This is a genomic window from Kitasatospora sp. NPDC034533 (assembly GCF_055575155.1).
In genome coordinates, this window is the sequence record NZ_JBVITE010000071.1 from 1 (window position 1) to 19,061 (window position 19,061).

Here is a 19,061-nt window from a genome sequence, read left to right on the forward strand (position 1 = left end):
GGTCGACGTGCTGTGGGCGATGCTGCGTGACAAGAGGCTCTTCACCTCCGCCCCGCCGGTCACGCAGACGGCTTGACACGATCATTGAGATTCTCTTTTCGGGTGGCTCTGCTGCGATCGGCCGGACTGTCGTCCGAGGCTGCCGGGGCCGGCGCCGAGCAGGGTGATCAGCGGGCCGGCGGGGCCGGTTCATCCGGCGGCGTCAGTTGTGGAGAACAAGATCGTGGAGAACAGCTGAGGCGAGTGCCGCGTCCAGGGCGCCGACGCCGGTGAGGTCCGCGATCGTGATCGCGCCGTCCGGCCGCTCGACAGGGTTTTCAAGGAGGAGGCCGACGGGTGTGTCGCTGGTGCCGGTGGTGAGGCCGGCGCGTACGGCGCGGCCGAAGTCGCCGTGGTCCAGGCACTGCTCGTGGTCGTCCGTCGTGATCAGTGTCGCGCGGGCGAAGAGCGCCGCCGGCAGTTCGTTCTTGTGGGGCATGTCCGTGCCGATGCCGGTCACGTGGGTGCCCGGGCGGACGTGATCGGCTCGCAGGACCGGGGCCGTGGCCGGGGTGGTGGTGACGACCACGTCGGCGGCGGCGGCTTCGCGGGCGGTGGCGGGCTCGGCGTGATGGCCGAGCGCGGTCAGCTTCTCGCACAGTGATCGGGCCTTGTCCTGGCTGCGGCCGTGGACGAGCACCGTGCCGATCGGGCGGAGCATGGCCAGCCACTCGACCTGGAGCCGGGCCTGCTCTCCGGTCCCGAAGACGGCCAGGGTGACGGCGTCAGGTCGGGCCAGGGCATGGGTGATCAGGGCGCCCGCCGCCGCGGTGCGCCAGGCGGTGAGCAGCCCCTGGTCGTCGAGGATCGCGCGAGTTCGTCCGGTGCGGGCGCTGACGACACAGACCAGGCCGTGGTTGGTGGGCAGGCCGGCCGAGGCGTTGCGGTAGAAGCCGGTTGCGATCTTGACCGCGAAGTCGGGCGCGCCGGTGACCCAGCCGACCTTGACGTGGCAGTCGCCGTCCGCCTCCGGGAACCGGAGGTGCAGCGGGGGTGGGACGGCGGTGCGGCCCTGGGCGTGCGCGATCAGCGCGTTGCGGACGGCGGTGAAGACCACGTGCGGCGTGGCGGCGCGCTCGATCTCGGCGGCGCCTATGACGGGCGGAATCATCGATACCTCGCTGGCGCGATACGAAGGCGGCCGGGGCCGCGCTGGTACGGGCCCAGCAACACTGAGGACATGGGCTGGACACTACATCCAGTCCGGACGAAACGTCCACCACGGGCTTCTCGAAAGGGCCTGGTCCCCGGATCCCGGCAGCCCTCCCCGAACATCCGGCCGGACGTCGGAGAGGTCGAAACGGAATATGTGTTCGAAGCGTGACGTCGAAGCCCGGCTTTCGACTCGACGCGCTCAGCATGCACGGCATCCCCGGAACGAGGCCTTCAGTGAGAACGCCGGCACCGGGTGCGGGGGCCGCCCGAAAGCTCGGGAGGCGCTGTGGACAGGGCGAGCGGCCACGGCGCACGCCCCGCACTGCCGGGTCGTCCTCACCGGGTGCGAGACGTGTCGCTTCGTGACGGCTTCGGGGAACAGGGCCTGCCGGTGCGCGCCCTGGGACCGCCGGGCGGCCGCGCCCTAACCGCCTTGACGGCCCCGGCTACGGCACGCGGGCCCGGGGGAGGGCAGGGCCGCCGCCGGGAGCGCCGGATGGCCGGAGAGGGCGCGGCCGCCCGGGGGACGCCCGGCCGGGTCGGGGCCCACGGCGTGCAGCGGGGCGGTCGACGTGTGGACCTTGACGCCGGTCGACCCGGACGAGGCGGGCCGCCTCCGGCCCACCTCGCCGAACCCCCGGCGGCCCGGCGCCGGCGCGTCACCCGGGCCGCACCGTCAGCCTCGCTGGCCCGGAACGGTGGCGAGGCGGCCCAGCATCGCCATCACGGTGATCCGCAGCCTCTTGTCGTTCGTCACCGTGCAGTGGGCGTCGACGGCTCGCTCGTCCGGGTCCTGATCCGGTTCGGTCAGGCCCACCCGGATCAGGTCGATGGCGTACTCGTGGCAGCGGGAGTACTCCGCCGCGGTGCTCACCGCCTCGACGTGGTCGATGCGGCCGGGATCCACGGCGCGCAGCCGCGCCGGGGTGGGCGGCGGGCCCAGCACCTCGTCCATCCACTCCGAGACGGCCTCCCGGGGGCAGCCCCGGCCCAGCCCCGAGGAGGCCGCCGCGGTGAGCGCCAGATGGATGACGAGCGACCCGAACCACGCGGCGGCCTCGGCCGGGGGCGTCTCCGTGCCGGCCGGCGGCATCACGGCCTGGTACAGCGCGGCCAGGTCATCGTCGTGCGCGGCGGCGATGACCGCCTTCACCGCGCTGCCGAGGGCAGCCTGGTCGATGGTCATGTCGACGGTCCTTCCGTAGTTGGCACCCCGTCAACTTACCGCTCGGGCCGGGCATATGGGTGCCGAAGGGAAGCGGCGCCCTGATGCGGCGCCGACCGGCAGCGCGGGCCGTCCGCCCACGCGGAGGTGGCCCGGCCGCGAAGCCGGGTTCCTCTCCGCCAAGAGCGGAGGCTTCTGCGCGCGGGTCAGAGTGCGCTGCCGTCGCCTACAGTGAGAGCTTCTTGCGGACGGGACCGGTTGACGGCACGAGCGGGGAGGGGGCCGGAGTGGAGCGACGCGTACGTCGGACCGCGGCGGCCGCGCTGTCCTGCGCGTTCCTCGCGGTCTGGGCCGTCTGCCAGGTCCTCCTCGGCACGGCGACGGGCACGGCGCAGCCGGCCCCCGTCGCGCCGTCCGCCGTCGCGACCCAGGTCGCCCCCGCCGCCGTACGGCTCGCCCCGGCGGGCCCGGCGGGCGCGGCGGCGCCCAGCGCCCCCGCGCGCGTCCGGCACCCCTCGGTCCGCCCCGACCTCGACGTCGTCCAGCGGCAGACGGCCGCCGCCGAGCCGGGCGTCCGGCTGCCGGCGCTCCCGCCGGCCGCGCTCCCGGCCACCCGGACCGACGCCCCCCGGCTCCGCCCCGGGACGTACGCCCCGGGGCCGCGCCAGGAGCGGGCGCCGCCGTCCGACCGCTACGACCCCCGCCACACCCGCGGTCCCCCCTCCACCCGGTCCAGCTGACGTTCCACCGCGCCCGCCGACCGGGTGCCGCGGCCTGCCCGCGGCCCGGACGGGAGGACTCCGGACACCGTGCCCGGAGCGTTCCCGGCGGCGCGCCGTCCCCTCGCGTCCGCCCGTCCCGGGTGCGGCGTCCCCCTGCGGACGCCCGGCTCCCGAGGACCGCCCGTGGAGTACCCATGCCTGCTCGCCGTACCGCGTTCTGGCGCGCGCTCATCGCGCTCGCCGTCGTCGGCCTCTCGCTCTACACCGCCCTGACCACCCCGCCCCGCCTCGGCCTCGACCTGCGCGGCGGCACCCGGATCGTCCTGGAGACCCAGGACTCGCCCACCGTCCGCGCCGACGCGGACGCCACCGACCGGGCGCTGGAGGTGCTGCGCCGCCGGGTCGACGGCCTCGGCGTCGCCGAACCCTCGCTCGCCCGCGCGGGGGAGCGGCGCATCGTCGTCGAACTCCCCGGCCTCCAGGACCCCCGCGAGGCCGCCGGGGTCATCGGCCGCACCGCCCAGCTCACCTTCCACCCCGTCACCGCGACCGCCGACGGACCGGCCGGGGCGCCCGCGGCGGACGGCTCCCGGGTCCTCGCCGACCCCGGCCTCCCCGGCGGTCACCTGCGGCTGGGCCCGCCGGCGCTGACCGGCGACGGCGTCAAGGACGCCTCGGCCGTCCTCGACACCCGGACCGGCCTCGGCTGGAGCATCGACCTCTCCTTCCGCGGCCCCGCCGGAGACGCCTGGGCCCGGCTCACCGGGCAGGCGGCGTGCGCCGCGCCGGCCGACCCCGCCCGCCGGGTCGCCATCGTGCTCGACGACCGCGTCCTGTCCGCCCCCGGCGTCCAGGACAGCGTGCCCTGCGGACAGGGGATCACCGGCGGCTCGACGCAGATCACCGGCGGCTTCTCGGCCGACGAGGCCCGCGACCTCGCCGCCCTGGTCAAGGGCGGCGCCCTGCCCGTCCCGGTGACGCTGATCGAACAGAGCACCGTCGGCCCCACCCTCGGCGCCGAGGCCATCCGGGCCAGCGCCCTGGCCGCGGTCATCGGCCTGCTCTGCACCGGAGCCTTCGTCATCGCGGTGTACCGCCTGCTCGGTGTGCTGGCCACCATCGCGCTCGCCCTCTACGGACTGATCTCGTACGCCGCCGTGGTCGCGCTCGGCGCGACGCTCACCCTGCCCGGACTGGCCGGCTTCGTGCTCGCCATCGGCATGGCGGTCGACGCCAACGTGCTGGTCTTCGAACGGGCCCGGGAGGAGTACGCCGCCTCCCGGGCGGCCGGGCCCGGCAAGGAGCGCGACCTGCGGCGCCCGCTGCGCGTCGGGTTCGCGAAGGCGTGGAACGCGGTGGCCGACTCCAACGTGACGACGCTGCTCGCCGCCGGCCTGCTCTTCGCGTTCGCCACCGGCCCGGTCAAGGGCTTCGGGGTGACGCTCTCGATCGGCGTGCTGGCCTCGATGTTCTCCGCCATGCTGATCACCCGGCTGCTCGCCGAGTGGGCGGTGCGCCGGCCCGCCGTCGCCCGGCGGCCCGCCCTGACCGGCATGGCCACCGTCGGCCGGCTCCGCACCCGGCTGACCCGCCGGCCGCCGCGGCTGATGCGCCACCGGCGGCGCTGGCTGGGCGCCTGCGCCGGCCTGTTGCTGCTCGCCCTGGCCGGGATCGGCCGGCGCGGCCTGGACTTCGGCGTCGAGTTCACCGGCGGCCGGGTGGCGCAGTACACCGCCGCGCAGCGGGTCGACGCGGACGCCGCCCGCGCGGCGGTGGTCGACGCCGGATTCCCGCAGGCCGTGGTGCAGACCACCGGGGACACCGGCGTGTCCGTCCGCACCAAGGAGAACGGCGACGACCAGCAGCAGCGCATCCGGGAGGCGCTCACCGGCGTCACCGGCGAGCTGTCCGTGGAGCGCGACGAGCTGATCGGGCCGAGCCTCGGCAGCGAGCTGCGCGGCTACGCGCTGGTCGCGCTCGGGCTCGCGGTCGCCGCCCAGCTGCTCTACCTCACGGTCCGCTTCCGGTGGACCCTCGCGGCCGCCGCGGTGATCGCGATGGCGCAGGACCTGCTGCTCGTCCTCGGCCTCTTCGCCTGGCTGGGCAAGCCGGTGGACAGCGTTTTTCTCGCCGCGCTGCTCACCATCGTCGGGTACTCGGTCAACGACACGGTGGTGGTCCTGGACCGGCTGCGCGAGCTGCGCCGGACGGGGACGAAGGCGAGCTGGGCGGAGCTCGCGGACCGCGCGGTGGCGCAGACCCTCCCCCGGACGGTGAACACCGGCATGGGGGCGCTGTTCGTCCTGGTGGCCCTGGCGCTCCTCGGCGGGGACTCGCTCGCCGACTTCTCGGTGGCACTGCTGGCCGGGGTCCTGATGGGCACGGCGTCGACGGTGTTCACCGCGATGCCGGTGGCCGTGCTGCTCCAGGGGCGGTTCCCGGACCGGCCGCGGGAGGCCCGGGAGGCGCGGGCGCGCGGCCACAACGGGGCGGTGGTCTGACGGGCGCCGGTTCGCGGCGGGGAGGCCGTCGCCCTCGGTCGGCCGAGTACGGCGGGCCGGGGGCGGGCTTCGGCGACCCTCGCCTGGCGCCGGTGCGCGGCGAGTATCCGGGGGGCCTCCGCCGTCGGCGGAGGCCCCCCGGCCCGGGTGGAGCGGCGGCTGCGGCGCGGGACCTGACCTCGGATCACGGCGCCGGCGCCGCGGTCCGGTCCCGTGCCGGCGATGCGCGGTTCACCGTTCGTGGCGGCGGGGGGTGCCGGGTGCGGGCGGGCGGGTCCGTGCCGTGTCGGCGGGGTGCCGGAGCGTGCGGTGGTGCAGTGCTGTGGTGGCGAGCGCGAGGGCCAGGCCGGTCGCGCCCAGGGCTGCCCCGATCCACAGCGAGGACGTGTAGCCCGTGCCCGCCGAGAGCGCCGCGCCCGCCAGCAGCGGGCCGCCCGCGTTGCCGATGTTGAACGCCGAGACGTTGGCTGCCGAGGCGAGGCTGTCGGCGCCTTCGGCCGCTTGCAGCACCCGTGTCTGTGAGGGCGGGATCACCGCGGCCCCCACCAGGCCGAAGAGCAGGAAGCCGGCGATCGCGGCGGGCTTGCTGTGCACGGCGGGGATCAGCAGCGCGGAGACGAGCGTGATCCCGGCGAGCGCCCCGTAGAGCGTGGGCAGCAGCGCCCGGTCCGCGAGCCGGCCCGCCAGCGGGGTGCCCACGACCATGCCGACGCCGATCAGGACCAGCACCAGCGGGACCGTACGGTCGTCGAAGCCGGTGACCTCGGTGAGCAGGGGCGTGATGTAGGTGAGGACGGCGAGGTAGGGCGCCCAGCCGAAGGCGGTCGCCGCCAGGGCGAGCCAGACCCTGCCGCGCCGGAAGGCCGCGAGCTCCCGGCGGAAGCCGATGACCCGCTGCCGGGGCATCGGCGGGACCAGCGCCGCGATCGCGGCCAGCAGCACCGCGCCGACGGCGCTCACCCCCCAGAACGCGGCCCGCCAGCCGAGCGCCTGACCCAGCGCGGTGCCGCCCGGGACGCCGAGCACGTTGGCGAGGCTCAGCCCCATGAACACCGTGGCGATGGCACTGGCCTTGCGCTCCGGCGCGACCAGGCCCGCGGCCACGACGGCGGCGGTCCCCACGTAGGCACCTCCGGCGAGGGCCGACAGCACCCGCCCGACGAACAGCACGCCGTACCCGGGGGCCAGCGCGCTGAGCAGACCGGCCGCCGTGAACAGGCCGACCAGCCAGAGGAGCAGGTGCTTGCGGGGGAGCCGCGCGCCCAGCACCGTGAGCAGGGGGGCACCCACCACCATGCCCACGGCATAGCCCGACACGAGCAGGCCCGCCGTGGGCAGGGGGATGCCGAAGTCCGTGGCCACCTCGGGGAGCAGGCCGGCGATGACCACCTCGGTGGTGCCGACGGCGAAGGCGCCGAGTGCGAGGGCCGACAGCGGGGCCAGGTCCGCTCGTCGGGAAGGGGTGCCCGGTGCTCGGGTACGGGGCGGGACGGCTGCGAGATCGTTTGTCACGTCGTTCAGCCTCGCGCCGCCTGCGGCCGGGAACAGCACCTGTCCGCGCAACGATCGGTCAGCCCGGCTTACCGATCGGTCGCGCGCACGGGGCGCGGGGCGTTCGACGCGTGGGATCGCACGCCCGTGACCTACGGTCCGTCGGTGTTCCGCCCGCCCGGCTTCCGCCCGCCGGCGCTCTGTCCGGCGGTCCCCAGTTCGGCGGCCAGCGCCGTGGCCGCCTCGACGAAGGCCCGCACCCGGGCCGTCTCTCCCGCCGTACGCCACACCAGCCCGTACTCCACCGGCTCCGCGTCACTGAACGGCACGTACACCACGTTCCTCGGTGTGTAGTGCGCCGCGACATCGGCACCGACGGGGGAGATGCCCTGCCCGGCACCGACCATGGCGAGGGTCTCCTGCAACGTCGCCGCCGACCTGCCCCGCCGTACCGGCTGCCCGCTCGGGGTGCGCGGCGGCGCCAGGTGTTCCTGCCAGTAGTCCGGTACGTCGCCCGAGCACGCGAACACCCGGTCCCGTGCCAGGTCCTCCAGGGACACCGACTGCCGCTTGGCGAGCGCGTGGTTGGCGGGGACCGCGAGCATCCGGGGCACCCGGAGCACGACCGGGCCCCGGGTCAGATCGGGCTCCACGACCGGGAAGTGGGTGACCAGCACGTCGACCCGGCCGGTTCGGAGCGGGCCGAGCAGGTCGCTGAGCTGGGTCTCGTGGATCCGCACCTCCGCCTCCGGGTGGATGCGGCCGAAGGCCCGTGCCGCGTCCATCACGAACTCCCCCGTCGCGCTTCCCAGGTACCCGACCGGCAGCACGCCCGCGAAGCCCCGCGCCTCGGCCTGGGCCCGCGCCACGCCCTGTTCGACACGCCGGTAGCCGGGCTCGATCTCCTGGTGCAGTCGGCGGCCGAGAGGCGTGAGGCGTACCGTACGGCTGGTCCGCTCGAACAGGGGAGCGCCGATGCGGCGCTCCAGGCTCCGGATCGTCTGGCTGATCCTGGCGCGCGAGACGTGCAGCCGCTCGGCCGTGCGCCCGAAGTGCAGCTCGTCGGCGAGGATCAGGAAGCTCTCGATCTCCAGTCGTTCCAGCACCCGGTCGACGCTACCTCGTGGGTGGACGCGCCGCTCCGGCCGCCTCCCCGAACCCGCCCACCGCGCCCACCCCGCCCGGCGAAATCCCGTTGGTGACGCCCCGTCGGATCGGTACGGTCGCGGGCATGGCGATCCCGATCGTGTTCGACATGGAGACCGGCGACCCCGACGACGCCCTCACCCTGTGTGCTCTCGCGACCCACCCGTGGGCACGCCTGGTGGCCGTGACGGTCATGCCCGGATCGGATGAGCAGGTCGGCATCGTCAAGCACCTCCTGGGGCGCCTCGGCGTGAACGCGCCGGTCGGCGCCTACCGGCCCGGCGCCGACGTGAAGCCGGTGTCGGGCTTCCACCGCCGATGGCTCGGGAGGGTTCCGCCTCGCGAACCCGACGCCGAGGCCTGGCAACTGCTGCGGGACGCCCTCGCCGACGGCGACGCGACACTGCTCACGGGGGCGCCGCCGAAGAACCCCGGCGTGCTCCTGGAGCGGGAACCGGACGTGCGCATCGCCCGCTGGGTCGCGCAGGGCGGCTTCGCCGGCGACCGCGTCGTCCCGCCCGAACACCGGCTCCCCAAGTTCGAGGGACGCGAGACCTGCCCGACGTTCAACTTCAACGGCGCTCCGGACGCCGCGTCGAAGCTGCTGGGATCGCCCCACGTCGCCGAGCGGGTGCTCGTCTCGAAGAACGTCTGCCACGGCGTCGTCTACGACGGCGCCATGCACGCCGCCCTGGCGGCGCGGCGGCTCACCCCCGGGATGGCGCTCGTGCGGGAGGGCATGGGGGTCTACCTGGCCAAGCGCCGCGCCGGCAAGGCCTTCCACGACCCGCTCGCGGCGGCCGTGGCGCTCGACGAATCCGTCTGCGCGTTCCGCGAGGTCGAGGTGTACCGCGAGCGCGGCGCCTGGGGCGCGCGTCCGGCGGCCGGCACCCGCACGCGGATCTCGGTCTCCGTCGACCACGCGCGATTCCTGGACGTCCTCACGGCCACGGAGGGACGGCCGTGACCCGTGTGAGCGGGCTCGAAGGAGCCGCCCAGCGCACGCGCGCCAGGGCGAGCCGCCCGGCGGAGGACCCGGAAGCACTGCCGAGCCAGCCCAACGCACTGACCAACGGCTCGCGCGCGGTGGCCGTCCTGCCCGACCCCACCCGCCGCCGACCCACCCGCCGCCGAGTCCGTCCGCCGCCGACCCGCCCTGGCGAGGGCTCAGAGCCGCACCCCACGCCTGCGCGCAGTCACCTTCGCGCTGGCCGCCCCACCGCCGGGTGGCCGGTCCGATCCGTCTCGGGCCGGCCGTCCGGGGGATTCAGGGGATGTAGAGGCTCCGGGCGCCGGTGGTGATCTCGTCGTCACCGGCGCTGATCCGGCCGAGCTCCTCCCCGGTGCAGTCCGGACCCGAGTAGAGGGTCGCGGCCGTGTCGGTGATGTTGTCGACGATGGAGGAGTCCTCCAGGGAGTAGCAGCCGGAGGGGTCCGTGTAGACCTCTTCGTTGTTGACATAGAGGTTTCCGGTGGCGGCGGCGGCCGGGCCGAGGGGCAGGACCAGGGCGGCAGCGGTCATCAACGGGACGCCGAGAGCGGCGCGGCAGGTGATTCTCATACCGTTGCTCATAGCCATTTCCGACCGGCGCCTCGGCAGGGACGGCCACGGGTCGCCCCTGGAGGGCGCGCCCGATGGGCCGAATGCCGGGCACCCACGGCCGCGAGCCGGCCATCGGCCCCGCTGACGCGCTGCGCCGCGGCCCACCCGAAGAGCTCGACCTCGATCCGGCCGTGCTGCCGTGGCTCCGCCTCCTCCGGGACCAGGAGACCGAGCAGCCGGCGGGACGAGCCGCTCCGCCGCCGCGCTCGCGGTCCCGGCCCTTGTCGGGGGAGGACCGAAGGACCGCGAGCGCCGGCGTCGATCAGGGCTGGTCGTAGTAGCGCCGTTCCTCGACGATCTCGTCGGCTCCGGCCCGCCCCATGAAGCGCCGCCGCCGGTAGACGCTCGTGTAGGTGATCAGACCGAGCACGCCCGCGGCCATCAGGATCCAGCCCACTACGTGCACGTTCATTCCGGACAGGTGCCAGTCGACCCCGAAGGCCAGCACCGCGCCGAAGGCGAACAGAAGGATGCAGCCGCCGATACCCATCTTCACCCACTCCTCTGTGTTCGGATCGGGGTGCGGCTACCCCGGAGTCGGCGGATGACACGGGATGCCCGCCACTTGCCGCCTCGCCGGGGCGAACTCCCCGTCACCGCAGCGGTGGTGGGCGTCCCAAGGACCTGCCTGAGGTGTCCCCGGCGGGCCGCCGCGAACCAGGGCCCGACGGAGGTGGGGGGCCGCCCACGCCGCGCCCGGCGCAGGCGCCGACCCGGCGCGCCGGCGGGCCCACCCCTCAACCGCGGTGACCCGGGAGGTGCTCCAGCGTGATCCCGAAGTGGGTGCGGTAGGCGGCGAGGGCCTCCTCGTCGCCGAGAACCAGCTCGGTGCGTTCACCGTCCGGGGCGGTGGTGATCAGGCGGTTGCCGCTGATGGTCACCCGGCCGTCGTCCCCGGTGAGTATCGAGCAGGTCGCCGAGCGGGTGAAGTGGGAGTCCGGCGAGGTGGCCTGCCACCAGCAGGTCGGGCCGAAGTCCGCGAGCTGGTAGGGGCGCAGGCCCAGGCGGTACTGCGGCTCGCCGTCCTGAAGGACGTCCAGATCGCCGTACTCGCCGACCGGGGCGAGGGTGAACGTGCCGAAGGCGTCGGCCTGTTCGCCGCGCTCGTCCAGGCGAAGCGGGCCGCGGCTCAGGCGGCCGAAGCCGACGTCGACCAGCCACGGCTCGTCGAGGTCCACCCGCAGTGCGAGGTGGTCGAACGGCGGGCCGAGCCGCTCGCCGTCGTGGACGCGGGCGGCCAGCAGGCTCACCCGGTAGCCGAGCGAGGTGAGCAACTCGGCGAAAGCGCCGTTGAGTTCGTAGCAGAAGCCGCCCCGGTGGCGGGTCACGACCTTGGCCACCAGGGCGCCGGGGTCGAGGACGACGGGCTCGCCGAGGTGGATGCTCAGGTTCTCGAACGGGACGCTACGCAGATGCGCGAGCTGGAGGCGGGCCAGGGCCTCCGCGGAGGGCGCGCCGGGGTCCGGCAGCGCCAGGCGGTCGAGGTAGGCGCGCCGCTCGGCGACGGTGAGGCCGGAGCGCGGCTGTTCAGGGCGTGTCGCGTGATCCATCCGGCCATTCCACCCGGCCGCGGGCCGCAGGACCATCGGCTCTTGGTCCTACATCCTCCTCCGCCGTCCGTACGCAAGCTCTCACGGCCCCGTGGTGTGGAGAACAGGCCAGGGCCCGCGCCGTACGGTACGTCACCACCGGCCCCGCCTGACCGGCGGCGGCGGACCACACCGGCCGGTCCGGCTGAGGAGACCGCGCGGCGTTCCGATCACGCCTCCTCTATTGCTCGCCGAGTCGCTGGTGTTCGTACAGCTCGATGTCCCCAGCTCGCCGCCCAGCGTGAAGAGATCTGCACCGCCGCAGGCCAACGTCGGCAACCGCACAAGAGGATGACCCGAGGGGAAGGGCGCAACGGGTGTAGCCGTCAGGTTCAAGATGCGCCTGACGAACGATCACCTGGCTGGTCCGCGGAGCCAAAGGGTCAAACCGAGCTCCTCCCGTTCTCCGTTCCTGCCTCGGAGGCGGGGGAGGACACGCGGTCGTTCAGCGTCCGGCGACGTGTCGAGGCAGCGCGTCGACCGCAGGCCACCGCATCCCCGAGCAGATCGGCGGGTTCCCAGACGATGTCAGCTTCCAGGCAGCACCGCGCACGGCGAACGGGGTCCGGTCAGACGGACGTGACCGACTCGGGCGTGGGCGCCTACATTCGGCAGTCACACGGATGCCCGAATATTGGGCAGCCGTTCCGATGAAAACGGGGCGGGATTCCGACCGCATCCGATGCGGATTTCCATTACCGCCCGTAGCGGCCCGGCCACGCTGTACGGTTCGCAGGAAGTCTTTCGTGTACTTCCCTGCTCGTCCTCCAGGTGACGTGACTTGCCGTGTCTTGCCGCGTCCACGGAATCCACACCCCTCGCCGTCCCCCCGCTGAGGAGTTCACGTGTCACACCTTCCGCGCACCCTCGCCTGGCCGGCCGTCGCCGTCGCGCTGCTGCCGTTCTCCGGCATGTCCGCCGGGGTCCCGACGGCCGCGGCGGCACCATCAAGCGGCAACCGCCTCACGTCCGGTCAGACGCCCGGCGCCTACTCGGACTGGACGTTCGACACCAGCGGCGCCGTGACGGACGTCGACTTCCGGAACACCGTGCTCACCAGCCCGGGAGACGGTGACGTCTACTGGGCGAGCCAGTTCAACTTCAACGCGAACCTCTCCTACATCGGCTTCCAGCTCGCCGGGCAGAACGACGGGCAGTTCCTCTGGTCGACCTGGGCCGACCAGAACCTCCAGTTCAAGGACGGCACCCAGGGATCACACTGCTGGAACAACACGGGGGAGGGCCAGCACCTCCAGTGCTCCAACAATTCCGTCAACCACGGTCGCCCCGTCACCGGCCACACCTACGCCTTCCACGTGGAGATCGACCCCGTGACCCACTGGGCCAAGGCCACCGTGAACGACGAGACCGCCGGCACCGCCTTCGTCCTCGGCGAAGCCCTGCTCCCCAAGTCGTCGAAGATCAACCCGGGTTGGAACAGCTGGGTGGAGTACTTCGACTGGAACAACGACCGGTACGTGTGCAACGACAACGCGTACGCGAAGAACCGGTGGGGCAAGATGACCGGCAACAAGGGCACGCTCACCGCCAGGAACACGGGAACGTCGACCAGCGGCACCTGCCAGGGCATGGTCCGGCAGCAGAAGCAGAGCGACGGGACGCTGATCACCGAAACCGGGCTCGGCCAGTCCGCCCGTTGGCCCCTCCGCTTTGGCAACGGCGCCTGCCTGGATCGAGGAGGCAGCAACAACTACATGATCACCTACAGCTGCTCCAGTACGCCCAACGGCAACCAGCTGTTCGTCTTCGCCGGCGACGGTAGTCTCCACACCGCGCAGGGCAACGAGTGCCTGGTCGTTCCGCCCGAGGAGGGCTGGGAGGTCTCCCTCAGCCCCTGCTACGACTCGGCCGACCAGAAGTGGACGTACGACGCCCAGCGCAAGGCCGTCGTCAGCGCCAACGGGTGGGTCCTGACCTCCACGCCGTCCGGCAGCAACAACGCCTTCGTGAAGGCACAGCGCTACGACGGGAGCGCCGCGCAGACGCTCACACCCATCACGGACTAGGACTCGCCGGTCGATCGTGCGGGGAGCCGGACGGCGAGGGCTCCAGCGGGCCGTCCGTCTGCCCACCGAGCACCTGGAAGGCGAACTCGCCTTCCCCGCCGACCCCGACCCGCCAGCGAGTGGGGCATGGAGATGTCCATGACGGCCGAAGCGGCACCGCTTCGGCCGTTCGCCGCGATGGAGCGCATCAGCCGAGTCCACCCCTTCGCCAAGGGCATGGGCATCACGGCATCCCAGATCGGCAGAGGGCGCGCGGCTGCCATCGTCCAGCCGGCCGAGCCGAGCCCGGGGCACCCGCGATCCTCCTGCTGAACCCCCTCATCACCGATGCGAACCCCTGGCGGACACCGTTCGTGAGAACCGGGCATCATGAAGACGGCCGCCAATCGCCCCGTGTGGAGGAGCGGGTCATGTGGAGCAGGTTCCGAGTGCCGCTCACACTCTTGCTCGTCTTGTTCGCGGTGATCGTCACCGCCCTCGTCCTCCGTCTGCCTTCCGGTCAAAGCCGCGTGCCGACCGGCCACAGCCGTTCGGACGGTCCGGGTCGCTACGACCCGCCCGTGTACCAGCCCCCGCCGCCCCCGCCCCCGCCGCCTTGGCCGGGTTGGCCCGGTCCCGCACCGTGGAACGTGTACCGGTAGTCGTCGCGCGATGCCGGCCGTGACGATCAACCGAAAACCCACACGACGGGGCCTCCGGCGCGGCCGCAGGATCGTGCGGTGTGCCCGGCAACTCGTGGCGGCCCGCCGTCGGGCTCAGCAGCAGGTCCCCGTCCGGTCCCAGCCCGGTCCCCGTCGTAGGGGACGGTGGGGGTGCTCACGTCGGCCAGCCGAGGGCCGACAGCGTGTTGCCGCGGGCGATCTCGCCGAGCGCGTGGACGGTGTAGGGCACGGTGTCGCTCGGGAGTTCGTCGAGCGGCCAGAAGCGCAGCGCGTCGCACTTGTGCGGTTCGGCGTTGCGGATCCGGCCGCCGTAGCGGGCGGCGCGGAAGAACAGCTGGAGGCGGCCGCGGCCGTCGTCGGCGTCGAGGTGGTGCAGGGCGTGGACGAGTGTGAGGTCGGCCTCGGCGACCAGGATGCCGAGTTCCTCCTCGGCCTCGCGTGTCATCGCGCGGGTGACCGTCTCGCCGGGCTCCATGTGCCCGGCCGGCAGGTGCCACAGGCCGTTCGCGTAGGCGGTGTTGTGGCGTCGGCCCAGCAGCACGGCGTTGCCCTCGACCAGGACGAGGTGGACGCCGACGACCAGGGTCGGCGGCTCGCTCCTGGACGCGTGGGGCGGGGCGGCGGCTGGACGGCGGGCGTCGTCGAGCGGATTCACGCGGTCCTCCCGGGCGGCGGGCCGGTCGCCTCGGCGAGCATCGGCAGGTAGTGCCGCAGGTAGGGCGGGACCTTCAGGTCGAGCACCTCGTCGAGGGGGACCATGCGCACGGCCAGGCCCTCGTCACCGAGCCGCAGGGCTCGCCGTCCTCCCAGCCGCCGCCCGGGTACTCCCACAGGCCCGGCAGGACGTCGGCCGGGGACCTGCGGACCATCAGGACCCGGCCCGAGCCGTCCCGGACCACCACGCCCACACCGATCCGTTCGATGCCCTCGCGTGCGGCGAGGTCGGTGAGTTGGTCGAAGTCGATCACTGAACAGGCTCCTCGGAACCGCGGGCCGCACCTGCCGATCGGCGGGTACGGCCCGCGGAGCTGGTCAGGCGAGGCCGAGATGGAACTTCTCGTCCGCGCCGCCGTTGGCGTTGACCTGGCAGTTCACCGTTCCGCCGGGGCCGCGGTGACGCCCACGGCCAGGAAGATGGCGCTGGCCGCGGCCGCCGGCATGGTCCTGGGCCTCGAAACTCGGCTCATGGCGTCTCCGTTCGTCGGCGCGCATGGGAGAGCCCATGCGGTCATGGAGCGACCCGCCTGGCGGCGGGCCGACGCCATCAGAGCAGCACCCAGCGGTTATGCCGGGAGCAATGCCGAATTCTTCACTCGAATGAGTGCAGGACCGAACCTGCCGCGGACGAAGCGGCCCGCCGCCTCGCCGACGTCCTCAAGGTCGAATGATCATCAGATCACCCAGAGACGTTCCCGGGTGCGGGGTCAGAGGTGAGTGACGCCGGAGATCGCCGAACGGAGGTCGCCGGGGTCCTCGCCCGGTGGGGGCAGGGGCGTCGCGCCCGCCGGGCTCAGCGCGTCGAAGAGCAGGGCCGTGAAGCGCGCGCGGATGGAAGCCGTGGTACCGGGGAGGACCAGGCCGGCGATGCTCATGACCAGGAAGTGGGGGATGTCCTCCGCGGTGACGTCGGCGCGGATCTCCCCGCGCCGCTGGCCCTCTTCCAGGAGGGGGGCGAGCGACTCGCTGAAGCGCCGGAGGACGTCGAGGGCGACATCGTTGAAGTTGCCCGCGAACGTGGCCAGCCCCCGCTCCTCGGTGATCAGGTCGAGCATCCGGGTGGCGATGCCCTGGAGCGAACGGCGCGGATCGTCGAGGTTCCCGGCGTCGGCGACGAGCGGGAGGAGGTCGGTTTCGAGGATGTCGTCGAGGACGGCCCGGACGATGGCCTCCCGGTTGGGGAAGTGCCGGTAGAGCGTGGCGATGCCGACTCCCGCCTCCGCCGCGATCTGTTCCAGGGAGCCCGCGCCGGACCTGAGGACGATCCGGCCGGCCGCCACGATGCGCGCGGCGCTCGAACGGGCGTCGGCTCTGCGGGTCCGGGGTGTGTGCGGCGTGGTGTTCGGCATCTGGCCATTCTCCCGTGTCTTGCCGTCGCTTGTCCCGGGCCCCGCCGCCGGTCGGTACCGTCGCAGCCGGTCCGCCACGGTTCCCGCGCCCGCCGAGCCCGGGGATCTACAGCCCGGTGAACAGGCGCGTCGCCGTGCCCCGCCCGCGCGGTGCGCCTGCGGTGGGCACCGGCTGACGCTCGCGCGGCGTCCACCGCGGCAGCCGGGCGATCGGGAGGCGGAGCCTGGCCGCGACGACCGAAGCCCTGCTCCCGCGCCGTCCGGACCCCCTCGGGCGGTGGTCGTGTTCCGCGGTGGCAGCACTCATGGGGCACCCCTTCGGTCGGTTCCGGTTCCAGCTAAGTGATAGCTTACTATCGAATCGGTAGTTACCTATCACTTAGCTGTGGGGGCAACCCCCGGCAACCCGGCAACGGGGCCTCCGGCGACACGAGCCCCTGTCTCCCGCGCCTCTTCCCGACGCGTGCCGTCGGGCCGCCGGGGGCCATCGGGCCGGCGTGTACGACGGGCCGTCGTGCCGGTCCCCCGCGCCCTCTTCCCCATCCGACAACCCGACTGGGAGCACGTTTCCCGTGGCCACATTCCTCTACAAGCTCGGCCGGTGGTCCTTCCGCAGCCGACGCCTCGTCGCCCTGCTGTGGGTGGCCCTGCTGGTCGTGGCCGGTGCCGGCGCGATCAGCACCGACTCCACCGGCAACAACACCTTCTCCATCCCTGGCACCGAGGCGCAGAAGGCCTTCGACCTGCTGGACGAGCGCTTCCCGCAGATGCACGCGGACGGCGCCCAGGCGAACATCGTCTTCCGCGCCCCGGCGGGCCAGAAGATCACCGCCGCGGACAACAAGCGGGCCGTCGAAGCGGCCGTCGCCGAACTCGGCCACGGCAACGACCAGGTCGCGGCCGTCATCGACCCCTTCACGGCCCAGGCCGTCAGCCAGGACGGCACGACCGCCTACGTCATGGTGTCCTACAACGTGCAGTTCAGCGAGATGTCCGACGCCTCGCTGAAGACGCTGGACCACGTCCTCGACGAGGGGCGGCACGCGGGGCTGACCACGGAAGCGGGCGGCACCGCCCTGTCGACGATCCCCGAGGCCGGGTCCGCCGAGGTCATCGGCCTCGTGCTGGCGGCCGTCGTCCTGGTGATCACCTTCGGCTCACTCGTCGCCTCCGGCCTGCCGCTGCTGACGGCGGTGATCGGGGTCGGCATCGGTGTCGCCTCGATCACGGCGCTCACCGAGGTCCTCGACCTGTCCAGCACCACCCCGACGCTCGCCTCGATGATCGGCCTCGCGGTCGGCATCGACTACGCGCTGTTCATCGTCTCCCGCTACCGGTCCGAACTCGCCGAGGGCCGCGACCGGGAGGAGGCGGCGGGCCTCGCGGTCGGCACGGCTGGCTCCGCCGTCGTCTTCGCGGGCCTCACCGTCGTGATCGCGCTGGCCGGACTGGCCGTCGTCAACATCCCGCTGCTCACCAAGATGGGCCTCGCCGCCGCCGGCACCGTCGCCATCGCGGTGGTCATCGCGCTCACCCTGATCCCCGCGCTGCTCGGCTTCGCCGGTCACCGCGTCCTGGGCCGCAAGGCCCGCCGCACAGGGCGCGGTGTGGGGCATCTGTCCAGCCCGAACATGGGCACCCGGTGGGCACACTTCGTCCTGCGCCGACCGGTCCTCGCCCTGCTCACCGCCGTGGTCGCCCTCGGCGTGGTCGCCATCCCGGTCGGCGACCTCAAGATGGGCCTGCCCGGTGACGGGGACCAGCCGCGCAGCACCACCCAGCGCAAGGCGTACGACATGCTCGCCGAGAGCTTCGGCCCCGGCATCAACGGACCCCTGCTGGTGACCGTGGACGCGGCGGCCGACGGCGGCGACGTCAAGGCCGAGGCGACCCATGTGAGCCAGACCGTCACCGGGCTGGAGGGCGTCGCGGCCGTCGGACCCGCCACCTACGACCAGGCGGGGCGCACCGCCGTCCTCACGGTCCTGCCGACCACGGCCCCCGACAACCCCAGGACCGAGAAGCTCCTCGCCGACATCCGGAGCCACACCGGCGACAACGTCATGGTCACCGGCATGACGGCCATGAAGGTCGACGTGTCGGACAAGCTCGACTCCGCACTCGCCCCGTACCTGGGCCTGGTGGTCGGCCTGGCCTTCCTGCTCCTGACCCTGGTGTTCCGCTCGATCCTGGTCCCGCTCAAGGCGGCCCTCGGGTTCCTGCTCTCGGTGCTGGCCTCGCTCGGTGCCGTCGTCGCCGTCTTCCAGTGGGGCTGGGCCGCCGACCTGTTCGGTGTTGAACAGACCAGCCCGATCATGAGCATGATGCCGATCTTCATGGTGGGCGTCGTCTTCGGTCTGGCCATGGACTACGAGGTTTTCCTGGTGACCCGCATGCGCGAGGCGCACGTCCACGGAGAGAGGCCCGACCAGGCCATCGTCACCGGATTCCGCCACGGGGCCCGCGTGGTCACCGCCGCCGCGGCCATCATGATCTGCGTCTTCGCCGGCTTCATCGGCTCCGGCGATCCCATGGTCAAGATGATCGGCTTCGTCCTCGCCTTCGCCGTCTTCGCCGATGCCTTCCTCGTCCGCATGACCATCGTCCCGGCCGTCCTCGCCCTCCTCGGCGAGCGCGCCTGGTGGCTCCCGAAGTGGCTTGACAGGGTGCTCCCGGCGGTGGACGTGGAGGGCGAGGGCCTCACCAGGCACCACGAGACCGGATCCCCCGACCCCCAGGGGGAGGTGCCGGACGAGCGAGCGGCCGTTCGCGCCTGAGAACGCGCCGGGCGGTTGACCGACCGCATGGCGCGAGCTACGACGGTGGTCTTCGCGGGTGCCCCGACCGCGAAGACCACCGTCACGCGTGTCCGTTCGCGAGATCGGCCCCGGGCGG

Annotated in this window: 16 protein-coding genes; 5 read left to right on the forward strand and 11 right to left on the reverse strand. The window is 73.3% G+C overall.

Features of this window, described 5'->3' with window-relative positions; genetic code table 11:
* Positions 1-202: 202 nt before the first annotated feature.
* Together ACZ55U_RS33235 and ACZ55U_RS33240 are read right to left on the reverse strand one after the other, a co-directional pair.
* Positions 203-1,150, reverse strand: coding sequence for an ornithine cyclodeaminase family protein (locus tag ACZ55U_RS33235; RefSeq protein WP_465532228.1), 948 nt, complete (start codon positions 1,148-1,150; stop codon positions 203-205).
* 720 nt (positions 1,151-1,870) lie between these two features.
* Complete coding sequence (locus ACZ55U_RS33240) at positions 1,871-2,380, reverse strand: hypothetical protein (RefSeq protein WP_465532230.1); 510 nt, start codon at positions 2,378-2,380, stop codon at positions 1,871-1,873.
* A gap of 266 nt (positions 2,381-2,646) precedes the next feature.
* Here ACZ55U_RS33240 and ACZ55U_RS33245 point away from each other — a divergent pair, with 266 nt between their 5' ends.
* Both ACZ55U_RS33245 and secD read left to right on the forward strand, forming a co-directional pair.
* Positions 2,647-3,099: a hypothetical protein gene (locus ACZ55U_RS33245; protein ID WP_465532232.1), complete on the forward strand. Its 453-nt coding sequence runs from the start codon at positions 2,647-2,649 to the stop codon at positions 3,097-3,099.
* A 176-nt stretch (positions 3,100-3,275) separates the two neighbouring features.
* Positions 3,276-5,582 carry a protein translocase subunit SecD gene (secD, locus tag ACZ55U_RS33250; RefSeq protein WP_465532234.1) on the forward strand — a complete coding sequence of 769 codons (2,307 nt, stop codon included), beginning with the start codon at positions 3,276-3,278 and terminating at the stop codon, positions 5,580-5,582.
* Between the two features lie 231 nt (positions 5,583-5,813).
* Here the strand turns inward: secD and ACZ55U_RS33255 are convergent, their stop codons facing one another.
* The gene (locus ACZ55U_RS33255; protein WP_465532236.1) at positions 5,814-7,094 is read right to left on the reverse strand and encodes an MFS transporter; all 1,281 of its coding nucleotides are present in this window, start codon (positions 7,092-7,094) and stop codon (positions 5,814-5,816) included.
* Between the two features lie 131 nt (positions 7,095-7,225).
* Positions 7,226-8,179, reverse strand: a complete 954-nt coding sequence (locus tag ACZ55U_RS33260) for a LysR family transcriptional regulator (protein ID WP_465532238.1) — start codon at positions 8,177-8,179, stop codon at positions 7,226-7,228.
* A 125-nt stretch (positions 8,180-8,304) separates the two neighbouring features.
* Here ACZ55U_RS33260 and ACZ55U_RS33265 point away from each other — a divergent pair, with 125 nt between their 5' ends.
* Positions 8,305-9,186 carry a nucleoside hydrolase gene (locus ACZ55U_RS33265; protein WP_465532240.1) on the forward strand — a complete coding sequence of 294 codons (882 nt, stop codon included), beginning with the start codon at positions 8,305-8,307 and terminating at the stop codon, positions 9,184-9,186.
* A gap of 300 nt (positions 9,187-9,486) precedes the next feature.
* On the opposite strand, the gene ACZ55U_RS33270 is transcribed toward ACZ55U_RS33265, so the two are convergent.
* From ACZ55U_RS33270 to ACZ55U_RS33280, 3 genes are all read right to left on the reverse strand, one after another.
* Positions 9,487-9,780: a hypothetical protein gene (locus ACZ55U_RS33270; protein WP_465532242.1), complete on the reverse strand. Its 294-nt coding sequence runs from the start codon at positions 9,778-9,780 to the stop codon at positions 9,487-9,489.
* Positions 9,781-10,084: 304 nt separating this feature from the next.
* Positions 10,085-10,312 carry a DUF6458 family protein gene (locus ACZ55U_RS33275; RefSeq protein WP_465532300.1) on the reverse strand — a complete coding sequence of 76 codons (228 nt, stop codon included), beginning with the start codon at positions 10,310-10,312 and terminating at the stop codon, positions 10,085-10,087.
* Positions 10,313-10,559: 247 nt separating this feature from the next.
* Complete coding sequence (locus tag ACZ55U_RS33280; RefSeq protein ID WP_465532244.1) at positions 10,560-11,372, reverse strand: arylamine N-acetyltransferase family protein; 813 nt, start codon at positions 11,370-11,372, stop codon at positions 10,560-10,562.
* Positions 11,373-12,256: 884 nt separating this feature from the next.
* Here ACZ55U_RS33280 and ACZ55U_RS33285 point away from each other — a divergent pair.
* Positions 12,257-13,438, forward strand: a complete 1,182-nt coding sequence (locus ACZ55U_RS33285; RefSeq protein ID WP_465532246.1) for a ricin-type beta-trefoil lectin domain protein — start codon at positions 12,257-12,259, stop codon at positions 13,436-13,438.
* An 816-nt stretch (positions 13,439-14,254) separates the two neighbouring features.
* Here the strand turns inward: ACZ55U_RS33285 and ACZ55U_RS33290 are convergent.
* The 4 genes from ACZ55U_RS33290 to ACZ55U_RS33305 all read right to left on the reverse strand — a co-directional run bounded on the left by ACZ55U_RS33290 (position 14,255) and on the right by ACZ55U_RS33305 (position 16,166).
* The gene (locus tag ACZ55U_RS33290; protein WP_465532247.1) at positions 14,255-14,755 is read right to left on the reverse strand and encodes an NUDIX hydrolase; all 501 of its coding nucleotides are present in this window, start codon (positions 14,753-14,755) and stop codon (positions 14,255-14,257) included.
* A gap of 73 nt (positions 14,756-14,828) precedes the next feature.
* Complete coding sequence (locus ACZ55U_RS33295; protein WP_465532248.1) at positions 14,829-15,068, reverse strand: NUDIX hydrolase; 240 nt, start codon at positions 15,066-15,068, stop codon at positions 14,829-14,831.
* A gap of 64 nt (positions 15,069-15,132) precedes the next feature.
* The gene (locus ACZ55U_RS33300; protein ID WP_465532249.1) at positions 15,133-15,312 is read right to left on the reverse strand and encodes a hypothetical protein; all 180 of its coding nucleotides are present in this window, start codon (positions 15,310-15,312) and stop codon (positions 15,133-15,135) included.
* Between the two features lie 212 nt (positions 15,313-15,524).
* On the reverse strand, positions 15,525-16,166 hold the full coding sequence (locus ACZ55U_RS33305) for a TetR/AcrR family transcriptional regulator (protein WP_465532251.1): 642 nt from the start codon (positions 16,164-16,166) through the stop codon (positions 15,525-15,527).
* 572 nt (positions 16,167-16,738) lie between these two features.
* Between ACZ55U_RS33305 and ACZ55U_RS33310 the strand changes: the two genes are divergently transcribed.
* Positions 16,739-18,943 carry an MMPL family transporter gene (locus ACZ55U_RS33310; protein WP_465532253.1) on the forward strand — a complete coding sequence of 735 codons (2,205 nt, stop codon included), beginning with the start codon at positions 16,739-16,741 and terminating at the stop codon, positions 18,941-18,943.
* Positions 18,944-19,061: the final 118 nt, after the last annotated feature.

Bases quoted from the DNA above. Each gene is read 5' to 3' on its own strand.
- ACZ55U_RS33300 (WP_465532249.1), bottom strand. From the start codon at position 15,312: ATGCGCGCCGACGAACGGAGACGCCATGAGCCGAGTTTCGAGGCCCAG.
- ACZ55U_RS33240 (WP_465532230.1), bottom strand. From the start codon at position 2,380: ATGACCATCGACCAGGCTGCCCTCGGCAGCGCGGTGAAGGCGGTCATC.
- ACZ55U_RS33265 (WP_465532240.1), top strand. From the start codon at position 8,305: ATGGCGATCCCGATCGTGTTCGACATGGAGACCGGCGACCCCGACGAC.
- ACZ55U_RS33235 (WP_465532228.1), bottom strand. From the start codon at position 1,150: ATGATTCCGCCCGTCATAGGCGCCGCCGAGATCGAGCGCGCCGCCACG.
- ACZ55U_RS33280 (WP_465532244.1), bottom strand. From the start codon at position 11,372: ATGGATCACGCGACACGCCCTGAACAGCCGCGCTCCGGCCTCACCGTC.
- secD (WP_465532234.1), top strand. From the start codon at position 3,276: ATGCCTGCTCGCCGTACCGCGTTCTGGCGCGCGCTCATCGCGCTCGCC.
- ACZ55U_RS33270 (WP_465532242.1), bottom strand. From the start codon at position 9,780: ATGAGAATCACCTGCCGCGCCGCTCTCGGCGTCCCGTTGATGACCGCT.
- ACZ55U_RS33275 (WP_465532300.1), bottom strand. From the start codon at position 10,312: ATGGGTATCGGCGGCTGCATCCTTCTGTTCGCCTTCGGCGCGGTGCTG.
- ACZ55U_RS33305 (WP_465532251.1), bottom strand. From the start codon at position 16,166: ATGCCGAACACCACGCCGCACACACCCCGGACCCGCAGAGCCGACGCC.